The sequence below is a fragment of the Shewanella sp. N2AIL genome (assembly GCF_022690845.1).
Taxonomy (GTDB): domain Bacteria; phylum Pseudomonadota; class Gammaproteobacteria; order Enterobacterales; family Shewanellaceae; genus Shewanella; species Shewanella baltica.
Map to the genome: position 1 here is coordinate 21,909 of NZ_JALBYT010000031.1, position 16,701 is coordinate 38,609.

The 16,701-nt window shown below is 45.1% G+C and carries 18 protein-coding genes; 6 read left to right on the top strand and 12 right to left on the bottom strand.

From position 1 onward, the window contains the following. Positions 1 to 67 precede the first annotated feature (67 nt). The gene (locus MO387_RS16495) at positions 68 to 478 is read left to right on the top strand and encodes a hypothetical protein (RefSeq protein ID WP_107949209.1); all 411 of its coding nucleotides are present in this window, start codon (positions 68 to 70) and stop codon (positions 476 to 478) included. Between the two features lie 14 nt (positions 479 to 492). Here the strand turns inward: MO387_RS16495 and MO387_RS16500 are convergent, their stop codons facing one another. The 3 genes from MO387_RS16500 to MO387_RS16510 form a co-directional block, all read right to left on the bottom strand. Beyond that, entirely contained in the window at positions 493 to 1,089 is a 597-nt protein-coding gene (locus MO387_RS16500) for a glutathione S-transferase N-terminal domain-containing protein (protein WP_107949212.1), read from the bottom strand. A 77-nt stretch (positions 1,090 to 1,166) separates the two neighbouring features. Then, positions 1,167 to 1,916 (bottom strand): ferredoxin--NADP reductase, encoded by a 750-nt coding sequence (locus MO387_RS16505; RefSeq protein WP_107949214.1) that lies wholly within the window; start codon positions 1,914 to 1,916, stop codon positions 1,167 to 1,169. A gap of 113 nt (positions 1,917 to 2,029) precedes the next feature. Then, positions 2,030 to 2,656, bottom strand: a complete 627-nt coding sequence (locus tag MO387_RS16510; RefSeq protein WP_107949216.1) for a DUF5610 domain-containing protein — start codon at positions 2,654 to 2,656, stop codon at positions 2,030 to 2,032. 226 nt (positions 2,657 to 2,882) lie between these two features. Here MO387_RS16510 and MO387_RS16515 point away from each other — a divergent pair, with 226 nt between their 5' ends. From MO387_RS16515 to MO387_RS16525, 3 genes are all read left to right on the top strand, one after another. Next, complete coding sequence (locus tag MO387_RS16515) at positions 2,883 to 3,500, top strand: histidine phosphatase family protein (protein WP_107949218.1); 618 nt, start codon at positions 2,883 to 2,885, stop codon at positions 3,498 to 3,500. Positions 3,501 to 3,511: 11 nt separating this feature from the next. Beyond that, complete coding sequence (locus MO387_RS16520) at positions 3,512 to 5,002, top strand: FMN-binding glutamate synthase family protein (RefSeq protein ID WP_006084153.1); 1,491 nt, start codon at positions 3,512 to 3,514, stop codon at positions 5,000 to 5,002. Positions 5,003 to 5,153: 151 nt separating this feature from the next. Then, on the top strand, positions 5,154 to 5,363 hold the full coding sequence (locus tag MO387_RS16525; RefSeq protein ID WP_012588577.1) for a hypothetical protein: 210 nt from the start codon (positions 5,154 to 5,156) through the stop codon (positions 5,361 to 5,363). Between the two features lie 147 nt (positions 5,364 to 5,510). Here the strand turns inward: MO387_RS16525 and MO387_RS16530 are convergent, their stop codons facing one another. Beyond that, the gene (locus MO387_RS16530; RefSeq protein WP_107949220.1) at positions 5,511 to 5,771 is read right to left on the bottom strand and encodes a hypothetical protein; all 261 of its coding nucleotides are present in this window, start codon (positions 5,769 to 5,771) and stop codon (positions 5,511 to 5,513) included. Between the two features lie 77 nt (positions 5,772 to 5,848). Beyond that, entirely contained in the window at positions 5,849 to 7,648 is a 1,800-nt protein-coding gene (locus MO387_RS16535) for an ABC transporter ATP-binding protein/permease (protein WP_107949222.1), read from the bottom strand. 483 nt (positions 7,649 to 8,131) lie between these two features. Here MO387_RS16535 and MO387_RS16540 point away from each other — a divergent pair, with 483 nt between their 5' ends. Further along, on the top strand, positions 8,132 to 8,308 hold the full coding sequence (locus MO387_RS16540; protein WP_006080150.1) for a hypothetical protein: 177 nt from the start codon (positions 8,132 to 8,134) through the stop codon (positions 8,306 to 8,308). 103 nt (positions 8,309 to 8,411) lie between these two features. Here MO387_RS16540 and aroG read toward each other — a convergent pair whose 3' ends face one another. From aroG to MO387_RS16565, 5 genes are all read right to left on the bottom strand, one after another. Next, complete coding sequence (aroG, locus tag MO387_RS16545) at positions 8,412 to 9,467, bottom strand: 3-deoxy-7-phosphoheptulonate synthase AroG (protein ID WP_107949225.1); 1,056 nt, start codon at positions 9,465 to 9,467, stop codon at positions 8,412 to 8,414. Between the two features lie 373 nt (positions 9,468 to 9,840). Next, the gene (locus tag MO387_RS16550; protein ID WP_012197656.1) at positions 9,841 to 11,034 is read right to left on the bottom strand and encodes a hypothetical protein; all 1,194 of its coding nucleotides are present in this window, start codon (positions 11,032 to 11,034) and stop codon (positions 9,841 to 9,843) included. A gap of 127 nt (positions 11,035 to 11,161) precedes the next feature. Next, positions 11,162 to 11,500, bottom strand: coding sequence for a hypothetical protein (locus MO387_RS16555; RefSeq protein ID WP_107949227.1), 339 nt, complete (start codon positions 11,498 to 11,500; stop codon positions 11,162 to 11,164). Positions 11,501 to 11,713: 213 nt separating this feature from the next. After that, a complete protein-coding gene (locus MO387_RS16560) occupies positions 11,714 to 12,964 on the bottom strand; it encodes an ammonium transporter (RefSeq protein ID WP_012197658.1) in 1,251 nt (416 codons plus the stop codon). Positions 12,965 to 12,974: 10 nt separating this feature from the next. Next, a complete protein-coding gene (locus tag MO387_RS16565) occupies positions 12,975 to 13,313 on the bottom strand; it encodes a P-II family nitrogen regulator (protein WP_028761800.1) in 339 nt (112 codons plus the stop codon). A gap of 344 nt (positions 13,314 to 13,657) precedes the next feature. Here MO387_RS16565 and MO387_RS16570 point away from each other — a divergent pair, with 344 nt between their 5' ends. Then, entirely contained in the window at positions 13,658 to 14,200 is a 543-nt protein-coding gene (locus tag MO387_RS16570; protein WP_106651648.1) for a hydrolase, read from the top strand. An 81-nt stretch (positions 14,201 to 14,281) separates the two neighbouring features. Here MO387_RS16570 and MO387_RS16575 read toward each other — a convergent pair whose 3' ends face one another. Beyond that, positions 14,282 to 15,034 carry a putative porin gene (locus tag MO387_RS16575; protein ID WP_063881746.1) on the bottom strand — a complete coding sequence of 251 codons (753 nt, stop codon included), beginning with the start codon at positions 15,032 to 15,034 and terminating at the stop codon, positions 14,282 to 14,284. A gap of 258 nt (positions 15,035 to 15,292) precedes the next feature. Continuing rightward, the gene (gene nrfA / locus MO387_RS16580; RefSeq protein WP_012090224.1) at positions 15,293 to 16,696 is read right to left on the bottom strand and encodes an ammonia-forming nitrite reductase cytochrome c552 subunit; all 1,404 of its coding nucleotides are present in this window, start codon (positions 16,694 to 16,696) and stop codon (positions 15,293 to 15,295) included. Between the last annotated feature and the right edge of the window lie 5 nt (positions 16,697 to 16,701).

Consider the following 16,701-nt stretch of genomic DNA (forward strand, 5'->3'; position numbering starts at 1 on the left):
ACTGGTGATTATCTCAAATCAAACTAAACTGAACCTTAATTTGCTTAAAATGCTTTCAGGAGGCGTCATGTTAACTGTTTTGCTACTAGGTATAGTCGCAGTAGCGCTATTTGGCCTATTTAAACTCAATACTGGTCACAAGCGGCATAGACACTATGCTAAAGCGGTAAATCAACACGCGGATAGAACTAAGCCGCATCATCATTTTCACAGTGTAAGCATAGTGAATGACGGCAGTTGCTGTGAGCAGGCTGAAACACTGTCTGGAAAACGTTTTTTATCGAAGGATGCACCGGAAATCCCGATGGAAGAATGCACTATGACCCAGTGCCAATGTCGCTATCAACACCATGAAGATAGGCGTCAAATAGGGAATGACCGTAGAGTCGAATATGGGGTTACACGGGAATTATTCGGCGCTTTTGGAGAACAAAACCGCCGTGATAGACCAAAGGGAAGACGCGCAACCGATGGCTGAGCATCTCCATCCAGTTATTGGGGACGGGTTTGGATAAACGCGGGGAGATTACGCATATCACTAAACCAAAGTGCCGTCGCAGGGGCAACCTTGCGCCAATCTAACTCTGGATGTCTAAAGTCCACATAATCAAGCAAGCAAATCAAGGCTAATTGCGGTGCCTGAATCGTGGTTTGGGTGATGACGGTTTGCAGCTCAACCTGCATAAGACCACGCAGCAATGCTTGTTCAAAGCGAGCCGTCCAAAAAGCCGATCTCACGCCTTCATCTTCACGCATCTGCTCTTGGCGTAATTTCACCGCGCTATCGATTAAGCCTTTTATCAAAGAATATTGACACTCCAACACCCAGTTATGACTTGAGATGCCAAACATCTTACGATCGCCAAGCTCAGCATCTAGGTAGCGCATAATCACTTCGCTATCGAATAACGCCACGCCATCGTTAGTGATGAGACACGGGATCTGTCCTAGCGGGTTAGCATCGAGTAATTCGGCACTGTTTTCAAAGGGATTGACTAGCTGCTCTTCAATATTGTTAATTCCTAAATACTGGATTAAGGCTCTAACACAACGGGCATAGGGTGAAGCTTGAGAACTTAACAACTTCATCAAAAATTTCCTTATATTTGCATTAAACGCTATGGCTATTTAGGAGCGAAAACGGCTCCCACCCATATAAAATGGGATCACCAATATTTCTCTACGGTAATTTGTCCGGGAGCACGACGTAAATTCTTCACTAATCCCTTATCGAGTAAGGCGCTTTGGGCGCCATTTATCATACCGGGATTGCCGCAAATCATGACTTGGGAATCAGCGGCACTTAAGGTTAATCCTGCCATTTGTTCGATTTCACCCGAGACTATGCCCTCGGGAATACGACACTGCAACGCATCGGCAAAGGGTTCACGGGTCACACTCAAGACTAATGTAAACTGTGCTGGGTATGTGCGTTCTAACTCACGCAGCTTATCAAGATACGCCAAATCCTGCGCCTCGCGCACGCCATACACAAGTACGACTTTTTCGAAACGCTCCCAAGGTTCATGGGTGTCGAGCATAGACAAAAATGGCCCTACCGCTGTACCTGTAGCCAAAAACCATAAGTGCTTGCCTTGAAGTCCACCCTTAGGAATTTCCACTAAGGTCATAAAACCAGTCGCGGTTGAGGTAATTTCAATTTCATCGCCTATGCCAAGGTTTTGCAATTGCGGCGATAACAGGCCGTCCTCTACCGCGACTGCGAGCACTTCGGCATAGGGTTTATCGGGAGAATTGACTAAGGAGTATGCTCTGGCAACACGCTTATCATCTTGCATTTGACTTAACTTGATAAACTGGCCAGGAATAAATGGGGCTAACTCGGCGGCGATGCGCAATGAAAATAACTTATCGCTCCAATCAATACGTTCTATAACTTGTCCCCTAGTCCACATAGCGTACCCTCAAGCGAAACGTTAAATAGGCTTCCAGCATAGACTTTTTTCCGCATAACAAAAACCCCTTATGATAAGGGGCTTATGGCGATAGAACCGAAAACAACAGAGCGTTAACTGGCACTCGATTGTGTCTCATCTGTCTTCTTATTAAAACTATCTCTAAAGGCCTGTAGTCCCTCTTGCACTAAACCATAGGTTTTATCGACACCATCGGCAATATCCCCCTGCAAGACTCTAAGGCCAGACAGAATGTCTTTCGCTTCTTTAAAGCCGTTATCAATTGCACCACCAATAATTCCCATAAAGCTATCGAGTTGCTCATCTAAGCTCATACCCGAATTTTGTTGCTGGTGAATGCTAAAAAACTGCGTCGCAAAACTCACGATACGATCTGCAGTCGCTTCTGGCGATGTATCTACGCCATTATCGTAAGCGGTTTGAGTCGCGTTTTCGCCCATAGTAGGCGCTAGCTCTTTGTCTATCGCATCGATAGCGGCACGATAGAGTAAAGTCATAGACTGATCGCCAGACTTGATATTCACTTCCTGCTGCGCAGATAGAATTGCTTGATTCATCAGCTGCTTACTCGTTTGCTGCGCGGTTTGTTTCGAGGTCACTTCGGTGGTTTTCGCGTCCTTCGAATCACTCACTTCGGTACCCTTAGGCGCCGTATTTTCAGCATATTTTTTCTGCGGCAAAGGGGTACTTTGCACTTGAGGAGATTTATTAATTTCCATGATGACTATCCATTCAATTCGGGTCGACTTTATTATCGACCAAAATTTAACCAGCTTTAGTAATTTTTAGAATTGAAGTACCATCGTGACCACAAGGCCATGATAAGGCCCGTATAAATTGAGTGGGTTTATTCTGTATAAATTGCATAAAGTGCCAATCCACCCGCATGCAGCTCATTGCTATCGTCGAGCTTAGACAAAAGCTAATAGAAAAGGATGTTACACCATGGCAGCAGGCCGCAGTTTGAGTCATTTCCGCTTTCACGTGTTTACACGAATGCTTAAGCGCACTACTGAGCACTATATGAGCATTAATATAAAACGCCTTAGTTTGCTCACTGGTCTTATTATCTTAACTTGCCTCAGCCTCGCACCGATTAGCCAAGCAAACGCGGAAAACAGACTGATCATTTTAGTCAGACATGCCGAAAAAGCCGACACGCCAGCCAATGACCCACAGTTATCGCCCAAGGGGGAAATGCGCGCAACGTCACTGATCACCGCCTTGAGCCGCACGCCGTTGTCGCAGCTCATTGCAACTCAATACCTGCGAACCCAGCAAACACTCGCGCCTATCGCCGAGGCTCGCCATTTGCCCGTGACGATAGTCGAAGCAGCAAAGCCTATCGAAGAACATATTCAGCAGATTGTCGAACAAGTGCATGCGGTACAAGGCAATACGCTCATCGTTGGGCATTCAAACACAGTGCCATTGATCATCAAAGCCCTGGGTGGACCTGAGATCCAAGCGATCGGCGAAGAGGACTACAGTCAGCTGTTTTTACTCTCTCTCAATGATGGCCAACCCGCAAGCTTGATCTCCACCCGTTACGGACAAGAATAAGGATAAATAACATGAGTGAACTCAATTGGTTTATGTGGGGACTCGATCTGTTTTCAGGACTGTTTTTGATCGTTATAGGACTCGCAGTACTCGCGGTTATTTACATGTATATCGCAGATAAAATGCAGACCAAACAAGCGGTAAGACATAACTATCCCGTGATTGGTCGTTTTCGATATCTGTTCGAAAAACAAGGTGAGTTTTTCAGACAATACTTTTTCGCCCAAGACAGGGAAGAATTGCCCTTCAACCGTGCTGAACGCAGCTGGGTGTACCGCGCCGCCAAAAATGTCGATAGAACCATAGCCTTTGGTTCGACTCGTCCCTTGGATACAGCTGGTACTATCATGTTTATGAATACCGCCTTCCCAACCCAAGATGAAGATATCACTCCTATTCATCCGCTGACGATTGGCACTCACTGTCGTCAGCCCTATACAACTCAAGCCATTTGCCATATTTCAGCCATGAGTTTTGGCGCCCTATCGCGCCCAGCCATCACCGCCCTTTCCCATGGCGCAGCGCAAGCGGGTTGCTGGCTTAACACAGGTGAAGGCGGCTTGAGCCCTTATCATCTCAAAGGTGGCTGCGATCTCGTCTTTCAAATTGGAACAGCCAAATACGGCGTTCGCAATGAACAAGGACATTTAGACGATGAAAAACTGAAAGCGATAGCGATTCATCCTGAAGTCAAAATGTTCGAAATTAAAATGAGCCAAGGCGCAAAACCAGGCAAAGGTGGCATTTTACCCGGTATTAAAGTGACCGCTGAGATTGCCCATATTCGCGGTATTCCAGAGGGGCACGACTCAATCAGCCCCAATGGCCACATCGAATTTAAGTCAGTGAATGATATTTTAGATATGGTCGAGCGAGTTCGTGAAGTTACAGGTAAACCTACCGGCATTAAAGCCGTACTCGGCGATGTGCAGTGGCTGGAAGATTTATGTGATGAAATTGAACGCCGCGGCGAAGACTCAGCCCCTGACTTTTTCACCTTAGACAGCGCCGATGGCGGCACGGGCGCAGCGCCGCAACCATTAATGGATTATGTCGGATTACCGCTGAAAGAAAGCTTACCTATCCTAGTCAATATCTTGATCCAACGCGGCTTGCGTAAACGCATTAAAGTCATCGCCTCGGGCAAACTGATCGTCCCATCCAGAGTCGCTTGGGCTTTGGCATTAGGCGCCGACTTTATCGCATCGGCCCGTGGCAACATGTTCGCCCTCGGTTGCATTCAAGCCTTGCAGTGTAATAAAGATACCTGCCCAACGGGTATCACGACGCACAATCCAAAACTACAACAAGGGCTAAATCCTAGGGATAAATCGACGCGGGTCGCTAGCTATAATCATAATTTACACCATGACTTAGGGCTGATTGCGCACTCTTGCGGTGTGACAGAGCCAAGACAGCTCAAGCCTTCACATGTACGAATTGTGCTCGATAGCGGCTTATCCATCTCACTCGACAAATTCTATTCGCACATGGATAAATAGCCGCGAACCCTTGCGGTTATTAGCCAGTACAACTTTTGTCTATATGGGTTTTACATCAGGTATATTTGAATGCGCATCACAAAAGAGGTAAGATTCGTGAGGTGAGGCGTTATTCAAATACCTTACCCACAATAGAACTTAAGGAAACACTTTGAAATCTAGCTTCGTAAGCCAACTGCCCCCCAGTAAAACTGTAAGCACAAGCTGTAAGAGCTGTAATCGCCTAACTGAGATCGAAGGCGAGCTTGTGTGTTTTCGTGAAGGACAGATCATTCGACTCACCTTGATCGATGAGTCAGTGCCTAAATTGAATCTTTTATGCGAAGGTTGGAAAGCTGGCAAGCTGAACGGCGTAGCTTAATTCGGTAATATTTATCGAGAGTCGAATTTATCTAGAGTAGCTCTAGAGCAAAATCACTCTTCCTTGAGCATCGAGAATAGAAGTTCACCTCTATCCTCCCACAATCTCATCTAACACGTGCTTTCTAACGCATACTCATCTCTATCTCTAGCGCATGCTCATCATATAGTCACTTGTCGGCACGTTCATATCGCGGATCACGCCCGCAAGTACCATCTCTGGATTGACCTTAGCCAAAGTAAGACACCGAGTCGTCACCAGTAGACCCGCATTCAATTCAGCATGAATACGTTGCAGCGAATCATAATCAACACCACGTTTTTTCAATGTCGCCATGATGGCAAACCAATCAGTGGCGACTTTTTCTTCTTTGCCTTCAATGTTCACTCTCAGTGCAATATTTTCCATGCCAGATCTCTTCCGATTGATGTGTTGGCATTTGAGTATAGAGAGCCGAAGCTGAATAAAGACTGAACTGTATTACGCTATTCACTGCTCAGATGAGTATGTTGCTGCTCATTTTGTATCCGCCATAATTTGGCATATAGACCATTTGCCACTAGCAAAGTCTGGTGATTACCCTGCTCAACAATTTCACCTTGGCTCAATACAACGATTTGGTCAGCATCGACAATAGTGGACAATCGGTGAGCCACCACAAGGCTGGTATGCCCTTTAGCGACTTCCCGCAGTGCCGACAAAATCGCTTGCTCGGAGCGGCTATCGAGTGAGGATGTTGCCTCATCAAACACTAGCACGGGCGAGCCCTTTAAAATGGCTCTGGCTATCGCAACCCGCTGTTTTTCTCCGCCAGAGAGCTTTAAGCCGCGTTCACCCACCTTTGTATCCCACCCAAGGGCAAGCGATGCAATAAATTGCTCTAAATGCGCTAATTTAATTGCGTTGCGCACCTCTTCATCCGTCGCGGTTGGGCGGCCATAACGTATGTTCTCAACTAATGAATCGTTAAACAGCACAGTATCCTGCGGCACGATAGCGATGGCCCGTCGCAGCGCATCTTGCGTCAGATGACGGATATCTTGTCCATCGATTTTAATCGCGCCTTGGTCCACATCGTAAAATCGAAATAGCAGTTTAATCAGCGTCGATTTACCGGCACCACTATCACCGACTACGGCCACTTTTTTTCCCGCAGCAACCTTAAAACTCACGTCCCGCAAAATTTGCCGCTCGTCGTAGCTGAAATTCACATTTTCAAATACCAGCTCGCCCTTGGTGGGCTGAAAATCGAGTGCTTGGGCTGAGTCGACTATCATGGGATGTTTATCGAGCAGGCTAAACATACGTTCAATATTGGCTAAGGCGCCGCGAATTTCGCGATACACGAAACCTAAAAAGTTAAGGGGTAAAAAGAGCTGCATCATAAACGCATTAATCAACACAAAATCACCTAAGGTCATATCGCCATAGGTGACTCGGTAAGCCGCCAGCGCCATCATAGCTGTCATCGCCAGAGCGATAATCACAGCTTGCCCACCATTAAGCGCAAACAAAGATAAACGGTTTTTACGTTTAGCGACTTCCCACTGTTCGAGCGCTTGATCGTAGCGCTGCGACTCATACTTTTCATTATTGAAATACTTAACGGTTTCGTAGTTCAGCAAACTATCAATCGCCCGCGTATTTGATAAAGAGTCAGCCTTGGCGGCATCGCGTACGTACTCAGTGCGCCATTCGGTCGCAACCACAGAGAATATGATGTAGGCCAACACAGCAATAAAGGTGATTGCCGCAAACGCAATCCCGTAGTTATAGAAGAAAATGCCAATCACCATGACAATTTCGAGCAAGGTCGGCACTATGTTGAACACCATAAACCGCATGAGGAAACTCACGCCACTGGTGCCGCGCTCAATATCACGGGATAGACCGCCGGTTTTGCGCTCTAGATGAAAATCGAGATCAAGCCGGTGTAAATGGTCGAATACCGCTAAGCCTAAACGGCGGATCGCACGCTCAGTCACCCGACCAAACAAGGTATCGCGGATCTCCCCCGTAATCGCCGTCAGTAAACGAATCGCACCATAGGCCAACACTAATCCCACGGGCACACTGAGGGCTTGCGCGGTTTTATCGGCATCTAAGGTGTCGACCAAATGCTTCAAAATAAAAGGCAAAGCCACGCTGGTCAGCTTAGCGATGATGAGGCATGACATCGCCAGCGCAATACGGCCTTTGTATTCCAATAAGTAAGGCCAAAGCAGCTTCATGACGTGCCAGTTTAATTTATCGACTGGACCTTCAAAATATAACGTTGGGCGCATAGGAGATAACCTTGAATGAGTTATGCCAATTGTAACAGTACAAACCAGACATAAGCTAAACGAAACGAGCAAAGCTTGAATAAAATCAATCAGATTTTCCTGACAGACAAATAGACTTATTCACGACACAATCCGTTGCTATTCTGATCCTATTAAAAGCTAAAACGTCATACTTACGTATTACACTGGCATATTCACAAGAAATGAATTTATACTGATTTCTGTGCTGACATAAGTACCCATAGCTTGCGTTTGACTTGACCTCTGCGCCGTATAACAGAAGACAAGTTGGCTATGGGGGAAGGCTTAGCTCAACCTTACTGCTGTTGATTATTTTTGCAGTTTTGCCCAAAATGCCATGGAGGCGGTTATACAAATCGATAGAATTTGTTAACCTCTACGCGCTAGATTTTGCGATTCATACGCCCAATCTCTAGCGAGAACATTAAGACAAACAAATTAAATAAGATCAAAGGAAGCTTTATGTTGGATTCCGCTAAAGTTCAATACCCGCCATTACCACTGATCCAAACTTGGGTGTGGATGATGATCGAATCAGGCAATCCAGAGATACAAGATAAAGGTAGAGACAACCTTATTGCCGCCTTTGGTAGCTTAGCCAAAGCAAATGAATACATTGTTGAAATAAGCAATAAATAGATAAAACAAAGGCGCCGGGATAGCGCCTTTGTTTTTACTTTACCCGCAATCGTTAACGACTAACTCAGGTATAGTTGCGTTTTATGTTCGCACGAGCAGACAATTAAACCTGACGGCGTTCGATAATACCCTGATTCAGAATGGCCAACAGGCGCTCGGTATCATCCCAACCAATACACGCATCGGTAATACTCTGGCCATAACACAACTCTTGACCTTCAATTAAATCCTGACGACCTTCCACTAAATGACTTTCTACCATAACACCAAAAATAGCAGTATTGCCCGTCGCCACTTGGCCAGCCACATCTTCGGCAACCACTAACTGTCGTTGGTACTCTTTACTACTATTGGCGTGGCTAAAGTCGATCATGATGTTGTCGGCAAGTTCAGCTTTTAATAACTGTTGGCTAATTTCAGCGACATGCGGCGCACTGTAATTAGGCTCGCGGCCGCCACGTAAAATAATGTGGCAATCAGGATTCCCTTTCGTCGAAACGATCGCCGAATGACCCAACTTAGTCACAGATAAAAAATGGTGCGGTGCATTCGCAGCACCTATCGCATCGATAGCGACTTTAATGGTGCCATCGGTCCCATTTTTAAAACCGACCGGACAAGAAAGACCCGAGGCTAACTCTCTGTGCACTTGTGATTCAGTAGTACGGGCGCCGATGGCTCCCCAGCACATTAAATCTGCCATATATTGTGGGGTGATCATATCAAGAAACTCACCCGCGGTTGGCATGCCGCTGTCGTTCAAATCCACCAATAACTTACGCGCAGTGCGTAAACCATCGTTGAGTTTAAAGCTGTTATCCATGTAAGGATCGTTGATAAGCCCCTTCCAACCCACTGTGGTTCTTGGCTTTTCAAAATACACTCGCATCACGATTTCGAGTTGACCCTTATAACGCTCACGCAGCGCAACCAGACGCTGACCATATTCCAACGCCGCTTTGGGATCGTGGATAGAACAAGGTCCAATTACCACTAACAGGCGATCATCAGACTTAGCCAGAATATTGTGGATACTATTTCGCGCATTAAACACAGTCGCAGAGGCTTTTTCGGAAGCAGGAAATCGTTCTAGAATCGCGATAGGAGGAAGTAACTCTTTTACTTCTTTAATGCGAACGTCATCATTTTGGTAATACATAATTTTACTGCTCCAACTCTGGTGTTTTAGGCTATTTCTATCGCTGCGATAAGGGATCTCAACTGCAATACTGAGTTCAATTTATCGAGTCTCAAGCGCCAATGCAACCAAGTTGTCTCCATTTCAAAAAATCAAATATAACTTATTGTTTTAATATATTTTAAAAAAATCAAAATTCAAATATGCTGACTAACTCACAGCCTTAATGAACAAAATCGAATATGGCGGATAAAAAGCAAGCGGGGAATGCTTGCGGCAAGTGCGAGTGAGCTATCCATGCCTGTCAGCTAAGGTATTAACGACTAAACGCTTGAATGAGTGCAATTGATCCAGCTCTCTACGCAAGAGAACTGGATGCTAGAGCAGGCCAATACTAATGGTGCAGCATGACTTGTAACTTGTTTTGATAGCGATGACGCTCTGAATCATCACGGCTCAAAGCCAGCGCTTTTTCCATATTCAGTTTGGCACGCTTTTCATCCCCCAGCGCCCAATAGGTTTTTGATAAACCGAAGAAGAATTCATGCCGATAATCAGCTTTGGCCAACGCCCTTTGATACCATGCTAAAGCCTCGTCGTATTGATGTTCATCGAAGGCTTGCTGCGCCATATCATAGTAATAATAAGGATTACGTATCCTTGCTAATTCAAGCACTTTATTGATTTCAGCCCATTCATCAAGCCGGCCCTGATCCCCTAAAATCAAAGCTAAGTTATAAAGCGTGGTTAAATTTTTCGCCTCAAACTTAAGCGCATAGCGATACACTTGTTCGGCCCGTTTCTCATCCCCTTTATGCCGATAAATAATGGCGAGCGTATTGAGTGAGGGGACAAACTGACCGACATTTAAACCCGCTTTGATGAGGGCATAGGCCCTATCTAAATCGCCATTCACTAAAGATTCTGCCGCCATGTTATTGTAAAACATGCTGATCAAGGTTTGCTTATTCACTCGGGTCTTACCATACCCTCGTAGGGCGCGCTCAGGCATAAAGTCCACTAAGATTGCTGCGGATGACACATAGACTGAATGTAAATTCTCGGGCGGAAGTAAGCGTAAGTTCACATGACCATTGATTAAATAGAAATCCCCTTGCTTGTCCCATACGGGTTCAATAGCGATATCTTGATACTCAGCGCCCACATTCAATATATCCGCCAACGCAGAAGTCATGACCACTAAGGACATGCAATTCCCTGCCCTTTGGGCGTAGGTTTCACGGGCAATTTGGGTCAGGTTATCTTGGTAGCGAAAATCAATTTTAGCGCTATTGGTTTGGCTGGCATTGATATAACTGGCTAACCATTCGTTGGCTAACATGGCGTTATTATGGGAAAAAGTGTATTTGTCATAGCTACGCTTTACGTCTGTCACCACCTCTGGCGGCAAATAAAAAATATCCGCAACTGAAGGAATATCGACGATAGGGGAAAACAGTGAATCGGCAAGTAGCGACTCAAGATCAGAGGGATCAGGCTCGATGGTCGTCGAGCTACAGGCGAACAACTGACTGAGTGCAGCGCCCATGATGGCACTCAGGTATACGGCTCGGAATAGTTTTGACATATGTCCTCCCACACCATTAGCTCCTATTTGAGCTTATTACAAATGGCGAAAAAGACGACATAAAATGGTTACAAAAAATGACAATCGCTATCGTTAAAAAATAACGGCAAGTGATTTAGCACGTTAGTTACTGCGAAGGTCGATCAACCTCTATGTATAATTCGCGCTGCTGGTAATGGTATGGCCGATAGTTATGTTCCCCACAGGTGAAATAGCGATAGGGCTTTATCACAGTAATACAACCTAAGGGTAAAGCCTGCAGAATTTGGATCTGCTGCTGGCGACGCAGCGACTCCTGCCACTCAAAATCCTTGAGCACTTGATCACGCACAGCAAAGGCATCGACAGGCTCACTCGAGCGGTTAACTATGATTTCCCCTGCTAAGGCAGATACTGATATCAAGCCAGCAATAACGATAAGGCTGAGTCGCGTAAATTGACCGACAGCTGTGGCATGTAAGCTCATAGTTCACCCCTTTATTCTTGCAGTAAATGGTGCAGGTAAATAGTGCTGTAGACAATAGTAATGCGCGGCAACCGACTTATACCTTCACCCTTAAACTCCCTGAGCTTCAACCATTGCGATGATCCATAAAAAAAGCAGAGCCTAAGCTCTGCTTTACTATCCCTCGATCCACACTAGGCATCAAGTTGAATCACAATTAATTTGCCAGTTTACTTAGCCAGCATTTTTAACCGTAACAAACTCTGGATAGGCATCGATACCGCAATCAGACGCATCCATACCATTGTATTCTTCTTCCTCAGTCACACGGATCCCCATGGTTTTCTTAATCGCATACCAAACCACAAAGGATGAACAGAATACCCAAGTAAAGATGAAGGCTGCACCAGTCAACTGCCCAGTAATGGTAGCATCAGCGTTGGATAATGGCACACACATTAACCCAAGGAAACCCGCCACGCCGTGTACTGAAATCGCGCCCACAGGATCGTCGATCTTAATGCGATCTAAGCCCACAATAGAGAACACCACTAAACCACCAGCAACCACACCAATCACGCCCGCCATTAACAGTGAAGGTGATAGCGGATCTGCCGTAATCGCCACTAAACCCGCCAGAATACCGTTGAGTATCATGGTTAAATCCGCTTTACCCCAAATCATCTTACATACGATAAGCGCAGAGATAGCACCAAATGCAGCCGCAGTATTAGTATTAACGAACACTTTTGCCACTGAGCTCGCATTCGCCGCATCCGACACCATTAATTGCGAGCCACCGTTGAAGCCAAACCAGCCCATCCACAGAATAAACATACCTAAGGTTGCCATTGGCAAGTTAGAGCCTGGGATAGGATTCACTTGACCGTTAGGGCCATATTTTCCCTTACGTGCACCGAGTAATAATACCCCCGCAATCGCTGCAGTCGCACCAGTCATGTGCACAATACCGCTACCCGCAAAGTCCACAAAGCCCAGTTTTGCGATAAAACCTTGGCCCCAAGTCCAATACCCTTCCACTGGATAGATAACCGCAGTCATTACCACAGAGAAGAACAGGAAAGCCCATAACTTCATCCGTTCCGCCACGGCGCCAGAGACAATTGACATCGCCGTTGCCACAAACACCACTTGGAAGAAGAAGTCAGATTCTAATGCATGGCTCGCATCCGATGATTGAGAACCGATTAAGGTACCAATCGATGGCAACCAGCCTCCTTCAGTGTTATCGACATACATAATGTTGTAGCCAACCAATAGGTACATCACACAGGCAATCGCGTACAAAACCACGTTCTTAGTTAAAATTTCAGTGGTGTTTTTAGAGCGAACTAAGCCCGCTTCTAACATGGCAAATCCCGCTGCCATCCACATTACCAAAGCACCTGAGATCAAAAAGTAAAAGGTATCGAGTGCAAAGCGTAGTTCAGTGACTGTGCCACCTAATTTTGTTAATTCTTCCATTATCAGCCCCTTATAGCGCTTCTGTATCGAGTTCACCCGTACGGATACGGATAGCATGTTCTAAGTCGACGACGAAGATCTTACCGTCGCCAATTTTCCCCGTATGGGCCGCAGTGGTAATGGCCTCAATCAACATGTCGAGATTTTCAGCCTTAGTGGCAATTTCTAGTTTTACTTTTGGCAAAAAATCCACCTGATACTCGGCGCCACGATACAACTCTGTGTGCCCTTTTTGACGGCCAAAACCTTTAACTTCGGTCACCGTCATGCCTTCAATACCTATTCCGGCGATAGCTTCACGGACATCATCCAACTTAAACGGCTTGATGATAGCGCTGACTAGTTTCATCCTGACCTCCAAAAAAACGCGATTGTTATTAACTTGTATCAAAGGTAATTCAATCATTAGGCCAAAAATTTAACTTGCTGATTAATTTAAAATTTAACTAAATAAGATTATTTTTAAAGGTTAAAAATGCACCATAATCGAGCACAAACAAGTGCAACGCACTCTTTTAGTGAGCAGCTTAAGTGCAGTCGCTATTCGACCTTAGGCCTATTGGTAACAAGGTTAAATTGAGGTCTACTGGGGGAAGCGTAAATCGAGATGAAATCTGAGCATCACAGTACAAGCTCTTAAACAAAAGCGAAGATCATCACTAAGACAATCATCAAGCGCAGAAGGAAGGCCCGATGTTAAAACCTGAAGAATGTGTTCTCGTTATCGTCGATGTGCAGGGAAAACTTGCACAAATCATGGATAACAGTGACAAGCTGCACCAACAACTACAGACCTTAATTCAAGGTGCACAATTATTTGAAATACCTATACTCTGGTTAGAACAGCTACCCGATAAGCTCGGAGCAACCAGTCCTGAGCTTCAAACCTTGCTAGAGAAAAGCGGCTCCCCCATTGCCAAGCAACATTTTAGCGGTTGGCACTGTGAAGAGTTTGCGCAGGCACTCACTAAGACAAATCGTAAACACGTCATACTGGCGGGCATTGAAACCCATGTGTGTGTTTATCAAACCTGTTGTGACCTTATAGAGCAGCAATATTCGGTGCATCTCGTCGCAGACGGCGTCTCGTCACGCAGTGCTGAGAATAAACAACTGGGTATTCAGATGATGACAGCCAGAGGCGCCTTATTAACGAACGTTGAATCACTATTATTTGAATTACAACATCAGGCCCAAGGCGAGCGCTTTAGGGCATTATTAAAACTGATAAAATAGTCTTAAATTTATTTAGGGTAAAATAATAAAGGTCACATTAACTTGTGACCTTTATATTAAAATATCGTTACAATTATTAAATTAGAAACGACCAGTCAGACCTAAACCAATAAATACACCATCAGCATCGGAATCTAATTCTCTAGCTAATTCAAAGTTTGCAGAGAAGCTATCAGATAGACGTAACCAATAAGCGGTTTTTAATACGAAAGTATCATCATGACCATCATCAGTATAACCTAGACCAACAGACCATGATTTAGTCACATACCAATCAGCACCTAAATTGAATGTGTCGTCAGAATCTTGATGTGTCCAGTTTGCGCTCAAATCAACACCAGTGGTTGATTGCAGTGCAATAAAGCTACGCACTTTTAAACCGTATGATTCTTCGATGCTATCGCTGCCATCGTTATAGAAAGCAGATACTGCAGAGCTATCGTTGAAGTAATAACCGACTTCTGCACCGTAAGTGTTCCAGTCAAAACTGCCGATTTCAGAACGTTGATAGTTAGCAGCAATAAACCATTTAGAAGCAAATACATAAGTGCCATCAACACCAATGGTATCTAAATCTGACTCATCATAATTGCTGTAATTAACGCCAACATTAGACGTTTGAGCTAAAAATCCATTAAGCGCATAAGGACCTTTAGTTTGGTCAACTGGGCTAATGTAGTAACGATAATTCGCGTTCCACAGACCATCGCTGAACTCTTCAGAATTTGCGCTATATTTTAGGCCTGCTTCATGCTGAAATGAGTTATCTTGTGCAGCAGCGGCATTAACACTTACGAAACCTAATAATATTGCAAGCGCGGTAATTTTTTTCATCAAAGTATTCCCTTATATGATTATAAGCTAGGAGTAAAAGATGAAGATAACGAAGAAACAATCTCAGCATTGCTTATTCCATTATCATTAATATCCATTTAAATTTTTTATTTAAACGAACCTGCTCTCCTAGCGGCGCACACCTTAATGCAAAAAATATAGAATTGAAATAAAAATTTAATATTTATCCTTTAATAAAGGATATAAAAAAAGCTCCTTATATAGGAGCTTTTTATTATTTTGAAGTCTACTTAAGTATTATTTATAAGTGGCTTCGCGTTTTTTCGCTTCTTCATCCCACTTAGGTAACATGTCCTTCTTAAATGCTTCTTTCTCAGCATTCATTTTTTCCATGTCCATACCTAAAGCGGCTTGTGCCTTAGCTTTAGTCGAAATATCAGGGATAGCGACAGGATCTGTGATGCCTTTTTTCGCCAACAGTTGCGCTAATTTAACCCGCGCATCAGCCGCTTTATCTACCGCGGTACCTAAAATACGTAAGACTTCTTCAGGAGCGTGAGCAGCAGCGCCGTGTGAAGCAATCGCATAGTCCCAACGCCATTGTGAATGACGGATATCGGTTAGAATAGGCTTCATTTCCGCTTCAGTTGCACCCGCTTTCCAAGCGGCTGCGGCTTCAAAGTGCGCTTTCACCAGTTGTGCTTCGGCGCGGCCTTTAAGCTCTTTTACTTTCGCTTTACGTTCGTTGGTCAAGCCGACTAAGAACTCTTTACTTTGGCTGTGGCACGTCGCGCAGGTTTCTTCAAAACGATCAAATGGGTTACCCACTTTATGATCTGTGTACTTACGACCCTTGTCGTTAGTCACTTTTGGCATGTGACAATCAACACAGCTCACATCGTTCTTACCATGAACACCGAGTTTCCAAGTTTCATAACCAGGGTGCTGCGCTTTTAACATAGGGGTTTTAGACAGCGCATGCGTCCAGTCGGAGAACTCAATACCGTCGTAATAGGTTTCCATTTGCTCAACGGTTGTGCCCATATCCCAAGGGAATTTAACGAAACCTTTTCTGCCTTCTTTTTTCTCGAAATAGTATTCAACGTGACACTGACCGCAGACCATAGATTGCTTGTCTTTTTTAGACGCTTTGGCAAACGGTGTACCTAATGCTTCCATACCACGTTCAGCAAAGGGGCGAGAGATACGCAGTTTAGGCGTGCCTTTCTCATGGCAGTCGCCGCAGCCTATGGTGTTCACCACTTCTGGGCCACCTTTTGCCCATTTGCCTTTGAAGTAACCATCTTCACCTTGCTCTTCAATTAAGCGAGGTACATCAGGGCTCTTACAGCTCCAACAAGCCATAGGCATTGGACCATCTTCCGCGTTGGCTGGTGCGCCAGTTCGCAGAGTGTTACGCACATCCGTAATGGCATACATGTGGCCACGTGGTGCGTTGTAATCTTTCGCAAAACCATAACCTGCCCACAGCACGACTAAGCTCGGGTCCGAGGCTAACACATCGGTATTCTCAGTGCTTTTATCTGTGTCATGCCAGCTAGCGTATTGATTAGCAAATTTGTCTTTATAAACTTCGTTGCGAGGCTCAGTTTTATCACTCGCCATTGCGCCCGCCGCCATGAAGCTGGCGGCAACCAGTGCACTTAGTGCAAAGGACTTACCTGTCATCTTCTTCATCATCTCAT